At 61.7% G+C, this 19,993-nt stretch carries 15 protein-coding genes; 5 read left to right on the top strand and 10 right to left on the bottom strand.

The window, feature by feature from the left end; genetic code table 11:
* On the bottom strand, positions 1-788 hold a 788-nt coding region (locus KSY82_RS02515), incomplete at its 3' end, for an ABC transporter substrate-binding protein (RefSeq protein WP_217750095.1).
* Between the two features lie 271 nt (positions 789-1,059).
* Positions 1,060-2,226 carry an ABC transporter substrate-binding protein gene (locus KSY82_RS02510; protein WP_217750096.1) on the bottom strand — a complete coding sequence of 389 codons (1,167 nt, stop codon included), beginning with the start codon at positions 2,224-2,226 and terminating at the stop codon, positions 1,060-1,062.
* 251 nt (positions 2,227-2,477) lie between these two features.
* Between KSY82_RS02510 and KSY82_RS02505 the strand changes: the two genes are divergently transcribed.
* Together KSY82_RS02505 and KSY82_RS02500 are read left to right on the top strand one after the other, a co-directional pair.
* Complete coding sequence (locus tag KSY82_RS02505; RefSeq protein WP_195644399.1) at positions 2,478-3,821, top strand: homoserine dehydrogenase; 1,344 nt, start codon at positions 2,478-2,480, stop codon at positions 3,819-3,821.
* A 214-nt stretch (positions 3,822-4,035) separates the two neighbouring features.
* Positions 4,036-4,785 (top strand): SDR family NAD(P)-dependent oxidoreductase, encoded by a 750-nt coding sequence (locus KSY82_RS02500; RefSeq protein ID WP_217750097.1) that lies wholly within the window; start codon positions 4,036-4,038, stop codon positions 4,783-4,785.
* Positions 4,786-5,069: 284 nt separating this feature from the next.
* Here KSY82_RS02500 and KSY82_RS02495 read toward each other — a convergent pair whose 3' ends face one another.
* Entirely contained in the window at positions 5,070-6,632 is a 1,563-nt protein-coding gene (locus KSY82_RS02495; RefSeq protein ID WP_217750098.1) for a cation:proton antiporter domain-containing protein, read from the bottom strand.
* Positions 6,633-6,816: 184 nt separating this feature from the next.
* On the opposite strand from KSY82_RS02495, the gene KSY82_RS02490 reads away from it, so the two are divergent.
* Positions 6,817-10,563 (top strand): phosphoribosylformylglycinamidine synthase, encoded by a 3,747-nt coding sequence (locus tag KSY82_RS02490; RefSeq protein ID WP_217750099.1) that lies wholly within the window; start codon positions 6,817-6,819, stop codon positions 10,561-10,563.
* A 99-nt stretch (positions 10,564-10,662) separates the two neighbouring features.
* Complete coding sequence (locus KSY82_RS02485; RefSeq protein ID WP_217750100.1) at positions 10,663-11,598, top strand: DMT family transporter; 936 nt, start codon at positions 10,663-10,665, stop codon at positions 11,596-11,598.
* Positions 11,599-11,698: 100 nt separating this feature from the next.
* Here KSY82_RS02485 and KSY82_RS10505 read toward each other — a convergent pair whose 3' ends face one another.
* From KSY82_RS10505 to KSY82_RS02465, 4 genes are all read right to left on the bottom strand, one after another.
* Positions 11,699-12,841 (bottom strand): GGDEF domain-containing protein, encoded by a 1,143-nt coding sequence (locus KSY82_RS10505; RefSeq protein ID WP_217750101.1) that lies wholly within the window; start codon positions 12,839-12,841, stop codon positions 11,699-11,701.
* 188 nt (positions 12,842-13,029) lie between these two features.
* On the bottom strand, positions 13,030-14,052 hold the full coding sequence (locus tag KSY82_RS02475; RefSeq protein ID WP_217750102.1) for a 2-keto-3-deoxygluconate permease: 1,023 nt from the start codon (positions 14,050-14,052) through the stop codon (positions 13,030-13,032).
* 141 nt (positions 14,053-14,193) lie between these two features.
* Positions 14,194-14,517 (bottom strand): AzlD domain-containing protein, encoded by a 324-nt coding sequence (locus KSY82_RS02470; RefSeq protein ID WP_117582902.1) that lies wholly within the window; start codon positions 14,515-14,517, stop codon positions 14,194-14,196.
* Positions 14,507-15,163 carry an AzlC family ABC transporter permease gene (locus tag KSY82_RS02465; RefSeq protein ID WP_303246689.1) on the bottom strand — a complete coding sequence of 219 codons (657 nt, stop codon included), beginning with the start codon at positions 15,161-15,163 and terminating at the stop codon, positions 14,507-14,509. Before KSY82_RS02465 ends, KSY82_RS02470 begins: the two co-directional genes overlap by 11 nt.
* 162 nt (positions 15,164-15,325) lie before the next feature.
* Here KSY82_RS02465 and KSY82_RS02460 point away from each other — a divergent pair, with 162 nt between their 5' ends.
* A complete protein-coding gene (locus tag KSY82_RS02460; protein WP_217750104.1) occupies positions 15,326-16,138 on the top strand; it encodes an HD domain-containing protein in 813 nt (270 codons plus the stop codon).
* Here the strand turns inward: KSY82_RS02460 and KSY82_RS02455 are convergent.
* Genes KSY82_RS02455 through KSY82_RS10500 form a run of 3 tightly spaced genes read right to left on the bottom strand, consistent with a single transcriptional unit; the run spans position 16,135 to position 19,760 of the window.
* Entirely contained in the window at positions 16,135-17,340 is a 1,206-nt protein-coding gene (locus KSY82_RS02455) for an electron transfer flavoprotein subunit alpha (protein ID WP_217750105.1), read from the bottom strand. The genes KSY82_RS02460 and KSY82_RS02455 overlap by 4 nt on opposite strands.
* Entirely contained in the window at positions 17,341-18,156 is an 816-nt protein-coding gene (locus KSY82_RS02450) for an electron transfer flavoprotein subunit beta/FixA family protein (RefSeq protein ID WP_089573320.1), read from the bottom strand.
* Between the two features lie 2 nt (positions 18,157-18,158).
* Positions 18,159-19,760, bottom strand: a complete 1,602-nt coding sequence (locus KSY82_RS10500) for an FAD-binding oxidoreductase (RefSeq protein WP_368042023.1) — start codon at positions 19,758-19,760, stop codon at positions 18,159-18,161.
* Positions 19,761-19,993: the final 233 nt, after the last annotated feature.

The following is a 19,993-nucleotide window of genomic DNA, read 5'->3' as shown; positions in this document are numbered from 1 at the left end:
TAGCCCATGTCCTTGGCGTTCTTGAGCAGGACGGACGCCGGCGTGTAGTAGATCGGCGCAAAGATCATGGTAGCGCCGGCCTGCTTGGCCTTGGTGAGCTGGTTGGTAAAGCTCGTGGCGGAGTCGTCCTTAAAGGTCTCCTCGTCAACAATCTCGAGCTTGGATTTAGCGGCCTGAACCTTAAAGGAATCTGCGATGCCCGAAGAATAGGCGTCGCCGGAGTTATAGAACAGCACGAACTTCTCGTCCGCATACTTCTGCGCCAGGAACTTGGCAGCGTTGACGCCCTGGTTGGGATCGGTAAAGCAAACCTGGAAGACGCAATCCTTGCCCTTGGTGACGTCCTCGGAGGACGCGGACGGAGTGATCATGAACGTCTCGGGGTCGTTACCGCACTCGGCGGCAACGGCAACCGACGCACCCGTGGTGGTCGGGCCGACGAGGGCCTGCATGCCCCAGTCGAGCAGGGTGTTAAAGGCGTTGACGGCCTTCTCGCCGTCGGCCTGGTCATCCTCGGCCTTGCTGGCAAGCGGCAGCTCCTTGGTCGAGAAATCCTTGCAGCCAAGCTCGACACCCTGGGTAACGGACTTGCCGTAGGACGCGTTGGCGCCGGTCAGCGGGCCGATGGTGCCGATCTTAAACGAAGCGTCGCCCGAAGCGGAACCGCTGTCGCCGCCGTTGGAGGAGCAGCCAGCTAGAATAGACATCGCCCCCAGACCTGCTGCGCTCGCGATAACGCTCCTGCGATTCATAACAGGGTTCAATGACTTACCGGTGAGGCTCGACATGCGGCTCTCCTCTCAAATCTCGTCGGGTTTCGGTTACCCAACAGGCCATCCTTCGCCGTGTTCGGCGTTCGCAAAATAGTAGACGCTTTAGTTGAGAAAAGTGGCGATTATTTCAACTTTTCTTTTGTTTTGTCCGTTTATCCATAATTATGCGTATTTCTATTGGTTTATGCAGTTTAGCCACTTTATTGTGTGAAAGTAATGTTTCCATTCTGTTACAAGCGTCCCTGCCCTGATTAAAACAGCCTCACCGGTAGCGCTTTATGCGCACTTAGGCGGCGATGTACTTGCCGTCCTGGATCACATAGGCTGTAGCGGGCTTCTCGACTTGGCCCTCGTCGTTCCACGTGAGCTCGCCCGTCAGGCCCTCGATCTTGATCTTGCGCATGGCCTTGGCAAGATCGCCGGCAATGTCGGCGCCGTCGGCCGTGATGTCGATGTCTGCCTTATCGATAGCCTCGACAATCGCATGGACGCAGTCATAGGCATCGGCGGCAAACTGGTTGGGCGTCTCGTCGTAGGCGTCCTTATATGCCTTGACGAAGTCGGCGTTCTTCTCGTCGTCAGCGGAGAACGGCGTCATGAGCAGCACGCCCTCGGCAAGCGAGGTGTCGAAGCCCTCCACAGAGAGCAGACCGTCCATGCCGTCGGTGCCCATGAGCGTCATGTCATAGCCCATGTCCTTGGCGTTCTTGAGCAGGACGGACGCCGGCGTGTAGTAGATCGGCGCGAAGATGAGCGTGGCGCTGGCCTCCTTGGCCTTGGTCAGCTGGTTGGTAAAGCTCGTGGAGGAGTCGTCCTTAAAGGTCTCGGTATCGACGATATCGAGCTTGGACTCCTTGGCCTGCTCGGCGAAGGCATCGGCGACGCCCGAGCTGTACGTATCGCCGGAGTTGTAGAACAGGGCGATCTTGGCGTCTGCGTACTTCTCGGCCAAGAACTTCGCAGCGCTCGTGCCCATGGTGGGGTCGGTGAAGCAGACCTGGAAGACCGTGGTCTTGTCCTTGGTGACGTCGAGCGACGATGCAGAAGGCGTGACCATGAGCATGTCGTCGGCAATCTCGCCCGAGACGGCAACGGCGGCACCGGTGGTGACGGGGCCGACGAGCGCCTGCATGCCCCAGTCGCACAGGGTATTGAAGGCGTTGATGGCCTTCTCGCCGTCGGCGACGTCGTCCTCGGACTTAAGCGAGAGCTTGAGGTCCTTGGTCGAGAAATCCTTGGCAGCGAGCTTAGCGCCCTTCTCGGCCGAGACGCCATAGGTTGCCGCGGCGCCGGTCAGAGGGCCGATGACACCGATCTTGAAAGACTTGCCGTCATCAGCGGAGCCGCCATCCGAGCCACCCGAGGAGCAGCCGGCAAGCGCGACGGTGCTGCCGAGCGCGGCGGCGCCGGCAAGGAAGTTCCTACGGCTGAGTGTGCTGTTGATGCTAAACATGGTGTCCCCCTTTTTCGCTGGCCGCGGTGCGGCCGTCTTGCGGTACAGGGCAAACCTTATGGCGCAAACGTTGACAGTTTGTTACGGAGTTCCGTTTGTAGCGAGCATGTTTCCAATGTTTCCGCAGCGTTTCGGGGGTGCCGTTTTGTGCGACTCCTGTTGCCTGGCGAGCACGCGCCCTCGGTTCACGCTAGAATGCACTCAACCTTTAAGCGGTTAATCCATCCATAAGATGCACGAAGGAGCTATCTATGAGCGAACCCCTGCGCACCGTGAACGTCGGCCTCATCGGTCTGGGAACCGTCGGCGGCGGCGTGGCCCGCCTGATTAAGAGCCACCACGATGAGTACCTGGCCGCCTACGGCATCGACCTTAAGCTGACCCGCGCCTGCGCGCTTGCCTGGGAGCAGGCCGAAGCAGCCGGTATTGAGCGCGAGGCCTTTACGAGTGACTGGCATGATGTCGTCACCGACCCAGCCGTCGATATCGTCGTCGAGCTCATCGGAGGCGAGCACCCCGCGACCGAGATCTTCACCACCGCCTTCGAGAACGGCAAGCACGTCGTCTCTGCCAACAAGGCCCTGCTGGGCCGTCATGTCGAGACGCTCGCCGAGAAGGCGCGTGAGTGCGGCGTGCAGATTAAGTGCGAGGCCAGCTGCGGTGGCGGCATCCCCATCGTCAGCACGCTCGAGCACGACCTGGTGGGCAACAAGATCCTGACCATCGCCGGCATCCTCAACGGCACCACCAACTATATCCTGTCGCGCATGGACGCCGAGGGCGCCGATTACGCTGACGTGCTCGCCGACGCCCAGGCCAAGGGCTATGCCGAGGCCGACCCGTCCGCAGACGTCGACGGCTTCGACGCCGCCAGCAAGACGGCCATCCTCGCCTCCATCGGCTTTGGCACCCGCGTTACCACCGACGATGTGTACCAGCAGGGTATCCGTACCATCGGCGCCGAGGACATCGCCCAGGCCCGCGAGCTCGGCTACACCATCAAGCTGCTGGGCATCGCCCGCAACACCGACGCCGGCGTCGACGTTCGCGTGCATCCCACGCTCATCCCGGCAGACCATATGCTTGCCAAGGTCAACGGCGCCATGAACGCCGTCTACGTGGTAGGCGACGCCGTGGGCGAGACCATGTTCTACGGCGCGGGCGCAGGCTCCTTCCCCACCGCGAGCGCCGTCGTGGGCGATATCTTGTCGCTCTCCGAGCAGATCAGCCGTGGCGTGGCTCCGCTGCCCGAGATTGAGCCCTATGGCCACAACCTCACCTTTAAGCCCATGGACGAGCTCCAGACCAAGTACTATGTGCGCCTGAAGGTCGCCGACCGCGTGGGCGCCCTGTCCGAGACGGTCGACATCTTTGCCAAGCACAACATCTCGATCTCGCTCATCAACCAGGTCGAGGACGGCAAGTCGGGCGTCAGCGATGCCTGCTCGGTCATCTTCCTGACGCACCGCGCGCTCGAGAAGGACGTCCAGGCTGCCGCCGCCGAGCTTGCCAGCGTCGACTGCGTGGCCGAAGTCGCCAACGTCCTGCGTATCGAGGACGTCGAGGCCTGGACCGAAGGCGTTATGGCCAACTAACCCAACGCTCGCCTAGCAATACGCGCCTTGAGGGCTCCCGTCCGATGTGGGACGGGAGCCCTTTTGTCACCCGCCCTAAGCACAACGGCAGAGCATATTTGCGCGAGCCGCTCATCGGTAACGCGGGCTACCGTTCACCGATATGCAAACGCGACCGATTCCGGCTACCGCTACGCTGTGCTGCGAATGTCCGCCCGCGATGAGAGGAAGCACCATGTTGCTCGAGGGCAAGAAAGCAATCATCACCGGAGGCACGCGCGGTATCGGCTATGCCATCGCCTGCCGTTTTATCGAGGAAGGCGCTGCCGTCACTGTCTTTGGCTCGCGCCAGGAGACTGCCGACGCGGCCGTTGAGAAGCTGGCAGCCGCCTATCCCGACGCCAAGGTCTGGGGCCGCTCCTGCGACATCACCTCGCTCGAAGCCGTGACCGAGGCCTTTACCCAGGCTGCCGCCGACATGGGCGGCTTGGACACGGTCGTCAACAATGCCGGCATCTCCCAGCGCTCGCCGCTCCTTAACTATACGGCCGAGGAGTTCGCAAAGGTCATGGACCTCAACGTCGTCGCCGTCTTTAACGGTCACCAAGCTGCCGCCAAGATCATGACCGAGGCCGGCCACGGCGGCACCATCACTACCACAAGCTCGATGGTCGCCAAGTACGGCCAGCCCTCCGGCGTCGGTTACCCCACGTCCAAGTTTGCCGTCAACGGCATGGTCCAGTCGCTCTCGCGCGAACTCGCCCCCATGGGCATCCGCGTCAACGCCGTTGCCCCAGGCGTAACCAAGACCGATATGGTCGCCAACCTGCCCGAAGAGGTCATCAAGCCCATCATCGCCACTATTCCGCTCGGTCGCATGGGCGAGCCCGAGGATGTCGCCAACGCCTTTGTTTTCCTGGCGAGCGACATGTCCTCCTATGTCACGGGCGCCATCCTCCCCGTCGACGGAGCAGCCCGCTCCTAAAGGTCGAAAGTTTCGGCTTCGAACCTCAACAGAGCTCAACGCAAAAGGCGCGCTGCCTGCATCAACCGCAGGCAGCGCGCCTTCTTCTATTCGAAAAGGAAACTGCGTCTCATAATTCCGGCTCAGAATGGGATGCGCTTTCCCTAACGAGCCTCTCGCGGAAACTGCATCCCGCTCTGAGCGCCCATTCCGGGACACAGTTTCCCAACGGCCCCCGTTTCGGAAACTGCATCCCGTTTCGGGTCTTTAAAGTGGGACGCGCCTTCCCCTAGGGAAGCATCTCGTTATTTGCCGTCGTCGTCCTGGGCTTCATCGCTCGCATAGAGCTCCAGCATGCGGCGGCGGTATTCGCGTACGGCGAGCTTGGCGCGCTCCAGGCGGCGACGCTCGCGCTGGGTCAGCTCGGACGGGTCGACCTCGTCTCCATAGGTCTTATCGGCAAGCAGGTGCGCCGCGTCCACGATGCGGGCATCGATGTGGCCGCTCGCCGCCTCGGCAGAAAGACGCTCGGCAATCGTATCGAGCGTAGGCAGGCCCTCGAATACGCGACCATGGCCATGCGAAGTCAGCAGCTCGTGCTCGCGTGCGAGCAGGCTCGCCAAATCGTGGTGAGCGCGCAAGATGTCGAGCGCATCGGATGGATGCTCGGCAACCTCTGCCACGGCGGCGACCGGTGCGGCGTCGACCACGCGGTAGAAGAGCTGCGCGAGCAATGGCATCAAGAACACCGTGATGGCGCCGGCAGCAACCATAACCGACGCGATGTCTTGCGACAGCGCACCCGCGTTGACGGCAACGCTCGTCACGGCAACGATGATCGGCAGCGCCGTGGTGCAGTAGAGCGCCACGGTGATGCGGCCATACGCCGAGACATCGCGCGTCGCAGGACAAATGCTCATAGAGATAAGAATGGGCACGGCACGAATAATCAACAACGCCACGATAAAGCCCGCGAGCAAGCCCGGGCGCGACGCCACGGCCGTCAGGTCGATCTTTGCGCCCGATACGGTAAAGAACACCGGAATCAAAAAGCCGTAGGCCAGGCCGTCGAGCTTGGTCTCGAGCGTATGGTTGCCCTCGGGGATGATATAGCGCAGGACAAAGCCGGCGGCAAAAGAACCCAACACGATGTCGAGATCAAAGACGGCCGAGAACGCCACGAGCGTGACCAGGATGAGCACCGTCAGGCGCACGAAGGTCTGCGACGTGGTATCGGCACGTTCCTCGACAAACGCAAAGAAGCGGCTGCCGACGCGCTTGGAGCGGCTTGGAACCACGGCCAGCAACACGCAAACCACTGCAAACAAGCCAAGGATTACGAGCGTTTGGATGCCAGTGCGGGCAGACAGCAACACCGACATAGCAAGCACGGGTCCAAGTTCGCCCCAGGTGCCATACGCGAGAATCGAGTCGCCCACACGCGTGCCAGTGAGCGAGCGCTCACGCATGATGGGCACGAGCGTGCCGAGCGCCGTCGAAGTAAGGGCAAGCGTCACGGCGATACCGTCGAAATGACTGACCGAGAACCACGGGGTAAAGCGTACGGCAAGCCAGGCGATACAAAATGTCACAACCCACGTGGCCATACCGTAGCGTCCCTCGACGCCGGTGATGTTCTTGGGATCGATCTCAAAGCCGGCAAGCAGGAACAAAAATGCCAGGCCGAGCTCCGACACGAGCGAGACCTCGGCATCTACATGGATGACGCCGAGCATATGAGGTCCCAGCACCGCGCCGAACACGAGCAAAAAGACCGTCTCGGGAACAGGTTTTCCAGGAATCGCCGAGGCGATAAAAGGGCTCGCAAAGGCCACGAGTGCAATGACGGCGAGTGAAACGAATGCCATGTGATGCCTTTCTCTTGTTTGCGCTTCACTGTAGCACCCTCGCCGTCCTCAACGCGCCGCGAGCTGTCGTATCATAGTGAGGTTTACAAACATGTGGCTCAAGGCGACCGCAGGGCAGACCCCGCAAACCGACCGCTGCCGCATACCGTACCGTACGCCCAACCGATCAGGAAGGCAGGAACCAATGGTCTCTCGTATCTACGTGGAGAAGAAACCCGGGTTCGACGTCGAGGCTCAGCAGCTCAAGGGCGAGCTGACCGAAATTCTCGGCATCAAGGGCATCGAGGCCCTGAGGATCATCAACCGCTACGACGTCGAGGGCATCGACGAGGAGCTTTTCCGCTCCTGCGTGCCGACCGTCTTTAGCGAGCCCCAGGTCGATGTGACCTACGACGAGCTCCCCGCAAGCGATGACGCCGTCTTTGCCGTCGAATTCCTGCCTGGCCAGTTTGACCAGCGCGCCGACTCCGCCAGCGAGTGCGTGCAGCTCATCAGCCAGGGCGAGCGCCCTGCCGTGCGCTCCGCCAAGGTCTATATGATCTTGGGCGCCCTGGACGAGGCCGCCATCGAAGCCATCAAGCACTACGTGGTGAACCCCGTCGAAGCGCGCATCGCCTCGCTCGACCTGCCCGAAACGCTGTACATGGAGACACCCGAGCCGCAGCCTGTCGAAGTGCTCGACGGTTTCCGCGAGCTCGACGAGGCCGGCCTTGCCGCCTTTATCGCCGAGCGCGGCCTTGCCATGGACGAGGCGGACATCGCCTTCTGCCAGCAGTACTTCCGCGATGAGGACCGCGACCCCACCATCACCGAAATCCGCGTGATCGACACCTACTGGTCCGACCACTGCCGTCACACCACCTTCGGCACCGTCCTGGATGACGTGACGATCGATGACGCCGTGGTGCAGCAGGCCTTCGACCGCTACATGGAGATGCGCCACGAGCTCGGTCGCGACGCCAAGCCCGTCTGCCTCATGGACATGGGCACCATCGGCGCCAAGTACCTTAAGAAGACCGGAGTCATGACCGATGTCGATGAGTCCGAGGAGATCAACGCCTGCACCGTCAAGGTGAAGGTCGATGTCGATGGCGAGGACCAGGACTGGCTGTTCCTCTTTAAGAACGAGACCCACAACCACCCGACCGAGATCGAGCCCTTCGGCGGTGCCGCCACCTGCGTGGGCGGCGCCATCCGCGACCCGCTCTCGGGCCGCAGCTACGTGTACCAGGCCATGCGTGTCACCGGCGCCGGCGACCCCACCGTCTCGGTTTCCGAGACGCTCGAGGGCAAGTTGCCGCAGCGCAAGCTCGTAACCACCGCTGCCGCCGGCTACTCCAGCTACGGCAACCAGATCGGCCTTGCCACCGGTCAGGTTAATGAACTCTATCACCCCGGTTACGTGGCCAAGCGCATGGAAGTTGGCGCCGTCGTGGGCGCCACCCCGGCAAACCACGTTCGTCGCGAGTGCCCCGCCCCCACCGACAAGATCATCCTGCTGGGCGGCCGCACCGGCCGTGACGGCATCGGTGGCGCTACCGGCTCCTCAAAGACCCAGAACACCGAGTCCATCGAGACCTCGGGTGCCGAGGTCCAGAAGGGCAACGCCCCGGTCGAGCGCAAGCTGCAGCGTCTGTTCCGCCGCGGCGACGCCTGCCGTCTGATCAAGCGCTGCAACGACTTTGGCGCCGGCGGCGTCTCGGTCGCCGTGGGTGAGCTTGCCGACGGCCTGTATGTCGACCTTGACACCGTGACCAAGAAGTACGACGGCCTGGATGGCACCGAGCTCGCCATTTCCGAGTCCCAGGAGCGCATGGCTTGCGCCGTCGCCGACGGTGACGTCGAGGAGTTCATGGGCTACGCCGCCGAGGAGAACCTGGAGGCAACCGTTATCGCCGAGGTTACCGCCGAGCCGCGCATGCGCATGGCCTGGAACGGCGTCGCCATCGTCGACCTGTCCCGCGAGTTCCTCAACTCCAACGGCGCACCCAAGCACCAGGTCGCCCACGTGTGCGCCCGTAGCGTGTGGCAGCCCAGCTGGGCCGGCACCACGCTCGCCGAGCGCATGACCTCGCTTGTCACCGACCTCAACGTCGCCTCCAACAAGGGCCTTTCCGAGCGCTTCGACTCCACCATCGGTGCCGCAACCGTGCTCATGCCCTTTGGCGGCAAGACGCAGCTCACCCCGAGCTCGGCCATGGTCGCCAAGTTCCCCGTGGACGGCGAGACCACCACGGCGAGCGCCATGGCATGGGGCTTCAACCCCTACCTGATGGAAGCCGACCAGTTTGCGGGCGCCTACCTGTCCGTGGTCGAGTCCATCGCCAAGCTCGTGGCTGCCGGCTTTGAGCACAAGCGCGCCTACCTCTCCTTCCAGGAGTACTTCGAGCGCCTGCGCACCGAGGCCGAGCGCTGGGGCAAGCCCATGGCGGCCGTCCTGGGTGCCCTCATGGCTCAGGTCGACCTGGGCGCCGGTGCCATCGGCGGCAAGGATTCCATGAGCGGCTCGTTTGAGGACGAGGCCGGCGAGCTCAACGTTCCGCCGACTCTGATCAGCTTCGCCGTGGCCGTGGGCCGCGCGGCGCGCGCCGTCTCCCCTGAGTTCAAGGGCCTGACACACCGCGTCGTCCGCATCGCCCCCGCCACCTATGGCGAGGACTACCGCCCCGACGCCCAGCAGCTGCTCGCGGCGTTTGACGCCGTCGAGGCGCTCACTGCTACCGGCAACGCCCTGGCCATCTCCACGCCCGGCTACGGCTGCGGCGCCGAGAGCCTCTTTAAGATGTGCGTCGGTAACCAGATCGGTATCGAGCTTGCCGAGGATGTAGACGTAGAGAGCCTCTTCACCCCGCTCTACGGCAGCTTTATCGTCGAGCTCGCCGAGGACGCCGAGCTGCCCGAGGTCGCCGACGGCGTTGTCGTCGAGCCCCTGGGTACCACCGTCGAGGGCTATGTCATCGACACCGGCTCCGAGGTCATCGAGCTCGCCAAGCTCCAGGAGGCCTGGGAGAGCGGCATCGAGGGCGTCTTCGCCTACCGCAGCGCCGGCGAGACCCCCGAGGTCGAGACCATCGACTTCCGCGCCAAGGATATCCACGTGTACGGCGGCGCCAAGATCGCCCGCCCGCGCGTGATCATCCCCGTGTTCCCCGGTAACAACTGCGAGTACGACAGCGCCCGCGCCTTCCGTGCCGCCGGTGCCGAGGCCGACACCTTCGTGATCAACAACCTCACGCCCGAGGCCGTCGCCGAGAGCACCCACGAGCTCGCCCGCCGTATTCGCCAGAGCCAGATCGTCATGATCCCCGGCGGCTTCTCGGGCGGCGACGAGCCCGATGGCTCCGCCAAGTTCATCACGGCGTTCTTCCGCGCTCCCGAGGTCACCGAGGCAGTCCGCGACCTGCTCAAGGCCCGCGACGGCCTGATGCTGGGCATCTGCAACGGCTTCCAGGCTCTGGTCAAGCTCGGCCTGGTGCCCTACGGTGACATCGTCGACGCCACGCCCGATGCGCCCACGCTGACGTTCAACACCATCGGCCGCCACCAGAGCCGTCTGGTGCGCACCCGCATCTCGTCCAACTTGTCCCCGTGGCTGTCGCAGTGCAGCCTGGACGACCCCTACACCGTCGCCATCAGCCACGGCGAGGGCCGCTTTGTCGCCAATGACGAAGTGCTCGCCCAGCTGATCGCCAACGGCCAGGTCGCCACGCAGTACGTGGGCGAGAACGGCAAGCCCAGCATGGATCTCTCCGTCAACCCCAACGGCTCCGCACTCGCCATCGAGGGCATCACGAGCCCCGACGGCCGCGTCCTGGGCAAGATGGGCCATGCCGAGCGTCGCGGCGACAACCTGTACCGCAACGTGCCCGAGCATGTCCCCGGCGATAAGTTCATGCCGATCTTTGAGAGCGGCGTGGCCTACTTCGCTTAAACCTTTCCCATCGGGTACAATCCCCTCGGGTAACAACACCCGCCACCGACACATCCGGTGGCGGGTTCTTTTTTGCTTCGCGCATACAGGAAGGACATCATGGAAAGCCGCAAGCCGTATCTCGCCACCCTGCCCGGACTCATCCTGGGCTGCCTCGTCTGCTGCGCGCTCTGGGGATCGGCTTTTCCCTGCATCAAGATCGGCTACGGCCTCTTTGGCATTCCCGCACACGACAGCGCCTCGCAGCTGCTCTTCGCGGGTCTGCGCTTCACCCTTGCCGGCATGCTGGTCATTGTTGGCATGAGCGCAGCCCAGCGCCGTCCGCTCGTTCCGCAAGCGCGCGACATCAAGCCCATCCTCACGTTGTCGCTCTTCCAGACTATCGGGCAGTACTTCTTTTTCTATCTGGGCCTCTCGTGCGCCAGCGCCATGTCGAGCTCCATCATCGAGGCCAGCGCCAACTTCCTCGCAATCCTCTTTGCCGCCCTGGCTTTTCACACCGAGAAGCTCAATACGGCCAAGGTGCTTGGCTGTGCGCTGGGCTTTGCCGGCGTCGCGCTCGTCAACCTCTCGGGCGCAGATGGCACCTTTGGCTTCAGGCTCGATGGCGAGTGCTTTATCCTAGCCTCCACTGTCGCGGGTGCTCTTTCGACCTGCCTGATCGGCATCTTCTCGCGCAAGCACGACGGCGTCTTGCTTGCCGGGTGGCAGTTCTTGGTCGGCGGCCTGGTCCTCACCGCCATCGGCTTTTTGATGGGTGGCGCGCTCTCCCCCACCGCAATCATCCCCGCCATCGCACTCATTATCTATATGGCACTCATTTCCGCCGTCGCGTACTCGCTATGGTCGCGTCTGCTTGCCGTCAACCCCGTCAGCCGTGTGTCGGTCTTTGGCTTTATGAATCCAGTCTTTGGCGTACTGTTGAGCGCTCTGCTGCTCGGCGAGGGCGCTGGCACGAGCCCTGTTACCGTACTTGTTGCCCTGCTGTTGGTCTGCGGCGGCATCATCATCGTCAACAGGCCCAAAAAGGTCTAACGAACTACCCCTATTTAGCAGAGGGGGTTCACATGCTTTAGCTTAATGGAGTACATCGGAGAGCCGAGGGCCGCCACGCCCGTCAGCGTGCGCCCTTTTTCTAGCGTATCTGGGCGCCGGCTTTCTTCTTCTCGCGCTTTACGCGGTAGAGCTCCGCGTCGGCAGCACGAAGCAAGTCTTGCCAGGTATCGACGCCATCACCGACCCGTGCGTAGCCGATGGACATCCGCAACAGATACGGAACCTCGGCGCGCGCGAGCTCATCGTTGATTGTCGCACACAGATGCATGATATCCTGTTCCGCCACTGCCTTTTGGAGCACCGCGAACTCATCGCCACCATAACGTGCGATAAAGCCGCCAGACGCCGAGCAGACTTCTTTGAGCGCAGCGGATATGACCTGAAGAGCGTGGTCGCCCTCCACATGCCCATAGCGATCGTTAATCTGCTTAAAGCCGTCGGCGTCCATCATAAGCAGATATACATCTTCGGCCTGATCCACATTTGAAAAGAGCGACAGCATATAGGTCTCAAAACGGTTGCGGTTGTTGAGTCCAGTCAACGGGTCAGTCGAGATCAGTTGCTCCTGGCAGATGATATAGAGCAGCAACATGCTAATCATTATGCCGACACAAAGGCCAGGCACCGAGTATACGATCTGAAAGGTACCGCCCACCAGAGCGGGAACCGCAAAAAAGGCGAGGGTGCGATAAATGGCCTTCTTTTGCAGGCTTTCGACTTTTCGAGCCTGAATAAAGGCATGCAAGGACGTATATATGACGTAGCAGTAGCTAACGATAGGCTGAATCATATAAAGCGCTCCGCGACGATATACGCCCCGCGCATCGATATAGAACATAGCGTGCGTCCAGTAGCTGGTAAATGCCAGAACGACCACCAATGCGGTTGGCAACGTTAAAAGTACCACCCTATAGGGCGTGGTCAGGAGCCGTGAGCCCTGCATCGTCTCGGAATAGAAAAACCAAATGAGGCACGCGATGGCGAACAGCGAAAACGAAACCGCGTTGGAAATCCAGTTGGCCGTGATGCCTACAGGAGTGCTCACGCCGTCCGAGAGCGTCCAGATCATATCGAAGAAAATGTAGGCAGCAGACGTGTAGCCCAGCATGCTAAACAAAAGCTGCTGGGTGCTCGAGAACAGGGAGCGACGGCTTCGTACGGCAAGTCCGATAAGAATAATCATGCATAGCAGGAATATCTCGATCTTGAGTGCCTTTACCACTAGACGCCCTCCCTTCAATATCCAAGTGGCCAGAATCGCCCAATTCGAATCTGGGCAACAAACACCCCCTACTCCGCAGGGGTAAGGGGAATAATAGCAGAGCGACCGAACGTCACTGCAAGACAGCTCTCGTTCGGGCGCTCAAACGGCGCGAGTTGCACGCCGGAATCATTGATGGGTATCGATTGCTACTCGCCATCGATGTCGGTCGCGACGGCCTCCTCGATGGCCTCGACACCGACAGGCGACAGATCCTCCTTGCCTTGGCAGAACTTCTTGTCGACCCAGCCAGTCAGAATCGGAGCCATGATCGCCGTGATGATAACGGCGGTGGCGATCTGAGCGTACGCGGTGGGCGCAAGCTCGGCGTAACGCGGTGCGACCTCGGCGAGGGCAACCGGTGTGGTCATAGCCGTGCCGGCAATGGTGGAGCAAGCCACAGCGGCCTTGCCATTGCCGCCGCACAGACGCTCGAACGCAAAGGTGATGGGACCGACGACAAACAGCGTGACAAGGCCCAGCAAGATGCCGGAAATACCGCCGGTGATAAAGCTCGACAGGCTCATGGACGCACCGAGCTGAAATCCGATGACGGCAATCGCGGGATTGGCACCGGGAACCAGCAGGTTCTTGATAAACGGGAACAGGTTGCCCAGAACCATGCCGATAACGAGTGGCAAGATGGAGCCGACAATGGTGCCAATGGGAATGTTGGCGAGGCCGGAAACACCGAGGATGATCATCGTGACGGCGGGGCCGGCCGTAAAGAACAGGATACCGACGGCGCCCTGCTCAGACTCATCACCGAACTCGCCCATGATGCCCGTATAGAGCGCCATGTTGCAAAACGTGATGCCGCCGATGATAGACACGGAGCTCAGACCCAGGAAGTTGTCGTTAAAGCAATATGCCACGCCCAGGCCGAGAGCCGCTGCGACGACCAGCTTGGGAATCAGCACGACGATGCCGGTCTTGATAGCGCCCGGCGTGGACTTAAAGCTGATGCCGGCGCCCACAAACAGCAGGATCGCGGCGACGATGGTATTAGAGCCACCGCGGCAGGCAGCCGTAAAGAATCCGCCGATCTCAAAAACCTGCGGGCAGAAGGTGTTGAGCAAAAGGCCGACGATCATCGGATAAATCATGATGTCGCCCGGGATGCGCGGGACCTTGAATTTCTTTTGCTCGTTGGTGGTTGCTTCCTGTGCCATGAAACCCCCATTTCCGCTGACGGGATACAAAAGCCCACGTCACGCTTTGCTACAGTAAAGTTTGACCATGGTACCAGAAGAAATAGACCAGCTCGGTGAAAAATTGGATTCGTTGGCCGGGATGCTAAACGTGTCCCGCTCTTATACGAGGCTCAAAACGATATAGAGCACGATGCCCGAAACACAGCACCACAACATCGACTTTGTCCTGATTGCCACCACCACGACGCCGGCAGCCGCAATCCAGGGAACCAAGGCAGGCCAGAGCCCCGCGTCGAACGCCCCGGGGCTCACCAAGTCGTTGGCGACCAGCGCGGCAAAGGCAGCGGGCGGGATATAACCCAGGGCCTCGGTAATGCGGGGCGACAGCGTTCTCCCGCGCAAGGCAAACGCCGGCGCGATGCGAAAGAACGCGATAGCAGCCCACGACGACAGCCACAGAACCAAGAACTCGTTAACGGGCATCGCGGGCACCTCTTCCGTCTAATACAGCATCGCACGCCAGCGCAATGGCAATGCCGACCACGACGCTTGCCGGCACGGCAATATTCGCGAGGCCCAAGAACTTGCATACGGCGACGGACACCGCGCCCGAAACCGCCGCGACAACGTTGCCGCGCGACAGCCGCTGCGAAAAGAGTAGACAGATAAAGAGCGACGTGCAGACAAAACTCGCAATAGCGGTGGGAACATCGACAACGGCACCGACGATGGCACCCATCGTGCACGAAGCGCCCCATGTCGCGATGAGGATCACGTTGAGCACGAAGGATTCGCGCGGGCCCCAATCCTCCCCCTCAACCAGCTTGGCAAGCGAGATGCCGTATGCCTCCTCGGTAAGCGTCGCGGCAACAGCCAGCGTCTGACGCTTCGAGGCACCCGTCAGATGCGGAGCGATCGATGCCGAGTAAAGCGCAAAGCGCGAGGAGATTGCGGCGACGCTCGCGACGATCGACGCCGCAGGCACACCTGCCAGCCACAGATTGCAGATCATAAACTGCCCGCTGCCCGTCACGAACGTGCTGCTCAGAGCAAAGACCATCCAGGGTTCCATTCCCGTCTGCCCCATGATCATTCCGCACGGCGCGCCTATTGCAACATAGGTAAGCATCACTGGCCAGACGGTTCTAACGATTTTGAGCACCATACGCTTCTCATCCTGATAAAGTCTCCGAGCCGCATGTAGCGACACGGCAGAATCATCATCCGACAGCAACCGAGTTCACCTACAATTGCCACCGGATCGAAAGACACAACTTTTTAGGAAGTCATTATGACAGCTATCGATCGAGACCGGGCGCGCGCGGCCTTCAAAAGCTACACCGATGCCTACGACGCCACCAACCCACGCATCGCGCTCAAAATCGAGCATACGTACCACGTGGCCGAGGCATGCGATGCCGTAGCGCGCGAGCAGGGCTGGTCGTCAGAAGATATTGACCTGGCATGGCTTTGCGGCCTGCTACACGATATGGGCCGCTTTGAGCAGCTGCGACGCTGGGACACCTTTAAGGACGCCGAGAGCATGGGCCATGCGGCGCTGGGCATCGAGGTCCTCTTTGGCGAGAATCCCGCCGATGCACCCGCCGTAACAAGCATCCGCGACTTTATCGATGACCCGGCAGAAGATGAGCTCATCCGAGCGAGCATTGCCTATCACAGCGATTTCCGTCTACCCGCGCAGCTCGACGTGCGCACGCGAAGCTTCTGCGATATCGTGCGCGATGGTGACAAGATCGACATTATGCGCACCATCGCCGACAGCACCGTCGACACCATCCTCAAGGTGGATGAGGACGCGTTTCTAGCCAGTCGCTTCTCGGCACCGACGCTTGCCGCCTTTGACGAGCACCGTTGCGTCGCACGCGATGAACGCGACGAGCCCGCAGACTACTTGGTGGGACTCATCTGCTTTATGTTTGAGCTCGTCTATCCAGCGAGCCGCGCGCTGGCGCGCGAACAGGGCGATATCCACCGCCTGCTCGACGCGCCCTTTGGCATTACGCGGCCCTTTACCGACCCCGCCACGCAGGCAACCTGGAGCCGCCTAAAGGACGAGATGCGCGACTGGCTGACGCGCGCCTAGCGCTCAAGCTGGGCCAGCAGCTCCTCGACGACCTCGACGGCGTCCCCAACAACCTTGTACTGGGCGGCACCAAAGATGGGGGCATCCGGGTCCTCATTGATGGCGACAATGCACTCCGCCCCACCGATGCCGGCGAGATGCTGGATAGCGCCCGAGACACCGATGCTCACGAGGAGCTTGGGCGAGACCGATACACCCGTCTGGCCAATTTGGTGGCGATACTCCAGCCAGCCGGCCTCCACCACGGGGCGCGTGCAGCCAAGCTCGGCACCCAGAGCCTCGGCAAGCTTTCGCATCAGCGGTAGGTTTTTCTTGGAGCCGATGCCGCGGCCCACCACGACTAGACGCTCGGCATCGGCAATTGAGGCCTGCTGTCCCCACTCCTCGGCGGGAATCGAGATCTCGACACGGGCCTTAACGTCATCCGCTAGCACTACCTGGGCAATCGTGCCGGAGCGACTATAGTCAAACTCGGGCGCCTTAAAGATGCCGGGGCGCACCGTTGCCATCTGAGGACGGTGGTTGGGGCAGATAATGGTGGCCATCAGGTTGCCGCCAAACGCCGGGCGCGTCTGCTGCAGCAGACCCGTCTCCGTATCCATCGAAAGCACCGTGCAATCGGCCGTAAGGCCCGTCTGCAAGCGCACGGCCACACCGGGCGCCAGCTCGCGACCAAAGGCGGTCGCGCCGTACAGAATGGCCTCGGGCTTGCGCTCGGCTACCAAATCGCAGATCAAGCGGGCGTAGACCTCCGCGTCGTTCTGACGCAGGCGCTCGTCACGACAGACCAGAACTTCGTCCGCACCGGCGCAAATCAGATGCTCCAGGTCCCCGAGTGAGCCCTCGGGGCTCATGCCGACCAGTGCCACCAGACGGCAGCCGCGGGCATCGGCAAGCTCGCGCCCCCTGCCCATGAGCTCGAAGGCCACGGATGCAACGGCATCGTGCTCGTCAGTCTGCACGAAGATCCAGATGTCTCGATATGCGTCAAGGTCTGCCGCGCCGGCGGCCTCGTCGCGCTCAATCGAGATGGCGTTGACGGGGCAGGCGTCGACGCACCCGCCGCACAGGATACAGCCGTCGGTTACGCGGGCACAGCGATTGGGGCGCTCGCCCTCCACCACAATGCCGCCCGAGGCGCAGGCGCGAACGCAGCGACCACAGCCGATGCAGGCTTCGCTATCGATAATCAGCCCGCTCATCTATGCCATCCCCTCGATAATCTTGGCAAGTTTTACCGCCTGCTCGGACGCCGTTCCCTCAACGGCCTCGCACGTTTGGTCACGGTCGGGCACAAACGAGCGCACGACCTGCGTCGGTGATCCGGCAAGGCCGCAACGCGAAGGATCGGCGTTTACGTCGGCAGCGCTGGCCACGCGCACGTCTGCATCCTCGGCCGCGCGAATACCGGCAATACTCGGCATGCGCAGCTGGCCAATCTCCTTGGCGGTCGTCATCGCGCACGGCATCTCCAGGTACACCGTCTCCTCGCCGGCATCGCAGCCGTGGACGAGCGCCAGCGAGCCACACGTCGTAAATCCCGCGCTCTGCACACAGCTCACGTCGGTCACGCAGGGGACCCCAAAGGCGCCGGCCAGCTCGGGGCCGATCTGGGCCGTATCGCCGTCCACTGCCATCTTGCCGCAGATGAGCAGGTCAAAGTCCTCATCGAGTGCCTCGATGCCGCATTTGAGGGCATAGGTGGTGGCTAGGGTATCGGCGCCCGCAAAGGCTCGGTCGGTCAGCAGCAGCGCGTCGTCGGCACCGCGGGCGATGCAGTCGCGCAGCAGCGATTCGGTCGCGGGGATGCCCATCGACACCACCGTCACACGCACGTCCATGCCAAAGCCGATAAAGTCGTCCTTCAGCGCTAGCGCACATTCGAGGGCACTTGCATCGAAGGGATTAATGACCGCCTGCTTGCCATCACGCACGATAGTATTGGTCTTGGGGTCCATCTTGACCTCGGTGCTTCCGGGCACCGCCTTGACGCACACCACCATATGGAAATCACTCATCTTCACGCGCCCCCTTTCTGGACGAGTTCATCCAAGAGCTTCTCCGTAAACAGGTTGCCGCGACCCAGCTGGCCGGCAGGATCGAGCTGGAGTTTGAGACGCGCCGACTCGACCATGGCCTCGTAGCCGTACATCGTCTCCAAGAAGCCCGCCTTGATCTTGCCGACGCCGTGTTCGGCAGAAACGGCACCGCCCATGGCCGTGACCTCGGAAGCCCACTGGGCAAAGAGCTCTCCACCACGACGGTAGTCTTGCGCATCACGCGGCAGAATGTTCACATGCAGATGGTTGTTCCCGATGTGTCCCCAGGCAGCAGATTCAAGCCCGCTTTCGGCCAGCGTGCGGCGATAGAGGGCCACGACATCGGCAAGGCGTGCATTGGGCACCGACATATCCGATCCCAGCTTGGTAATGGTGGGGTCGGTGCGGCGACGCTCGTCAATGAGCATGTTGACGCTCTCGGGCACCGCGTGGCGGAAGAACCGCTGGCACTCGCGATCGACTTCGGTGCGGGCGACCCATGTCGCATCGTCGCGGCCGCCCGCAAGCTCCAGCACCCATCCCAGGTGGTACAGCTCCTCGGTCGCCTGCGCCTCGTCATCGCAGTCGAGCTCCACGTAGACACATACCTTGGCCTCTTTGTCGAGCGCCGGCAGCGAGGCAAACGCCGTCGACTGCTCGCGCTGGCGACGTAGAATATCCAGGGCGCCAGCATCGAAGTACTCGATGGCAGCCGCATGGGACAGGACAGGGCGCACGGAATCGGTAAAGGACACCGCCTTGTCCTCGCTATCGAAAAAGCAACTCACACCCCAAACGACCGCAGGCGCCGCCTGCAGGGCAATCTCGAGCTCGGTGATAACGCCGAGCGTGCCGCACGCGCCGATAAAGAGGTCGATGGCGTCCATATCGTCCGCAACGAAATAGCCTGAGGCATTTTTTGTCTCGGGCATGGTATAGCCGGGAAGATCGAGCTCGAGCGTACGGCCCTCTGCCGTCACGAGCGACAGGTGGCGGCCCTGGGCAAAAGCCTCGCCGCGCTGAAGCTCAAGCAAATCGCCATCAGCCAGCGCGACGTGGAGTCCCGTGATATGCGGGCGCATGGGGCCGTAAGCGTAGCTGCGGGCGCCGGAGGCGTTGCATGCCGCCATGCCACCCAGACAGGCAGATGCCTCGGTGGGATCGGTGGGAAAGAACTGCTCGGGGGACTCTTGGAACTCCTCGTAGGCCTCAAGCGATGCCTGGTCCCAACCAGCGGTCGGCAGTACCTTCTTGCTCAGCTGCTTACGCAGCTCCGAGAGCACAACGCCCGGCTCCACGCGCAGCAGAAATTGGCCTTGTTCATCGCGGCGAAGGCCCAAGTAGCGATTCATACGGGAAGTATTGAGGATATGCCCACCGTGGGGCACGGCACCGGCGGCAAGGCCGGTTCGGGCGCCCTGAACCGTTACCGGGACACGCTCGGCATGGAGCGTTTCCAAAATGGCACGGACCTCGTCTTCCGTTGTCGGAAACGAGATGCTCGATGCTTCGCCCGATGCACGAGATTCATCGCGGCCATACTCTTCGAACTCATCGGTGAAGGGTTTAATGGTTGCAGACACGCGAACTCCCCCTTTAGCTAACTACAGTGTTTGCAGGGAGATGTTACCGCATCGTTTCGTCGACGTGTTCGAGACCGTCTCCATAATTGGCGATTTTTACGTTTGTGCAATTCGGCGAACGGCAAGGCTTCCTCGGCAGACGATGCTTTTGACACATATCGCCCCGCCGTCGCCGACCGCTCGATTGTCGCTCGAAAAAAGTTGAAGTAATTTTTTCCACCTTTTACCTGCGG

The organism is Collinsella aerofaciens, assembly GCF_019131995.1.
In the GTDB taxonomy this organism is placed as follows: domain Bacteria; phylum Actinomycetota; class Coriobacteriia; order Coriobacteriales; family Coriobacteriaceae; genus Collinsella; species Collinsella aerofaciens_S.
Note: the sequence above shows the minus strand (reverse complement) of the source record. Positions and strands in the feature narration are given on the sequence as shown.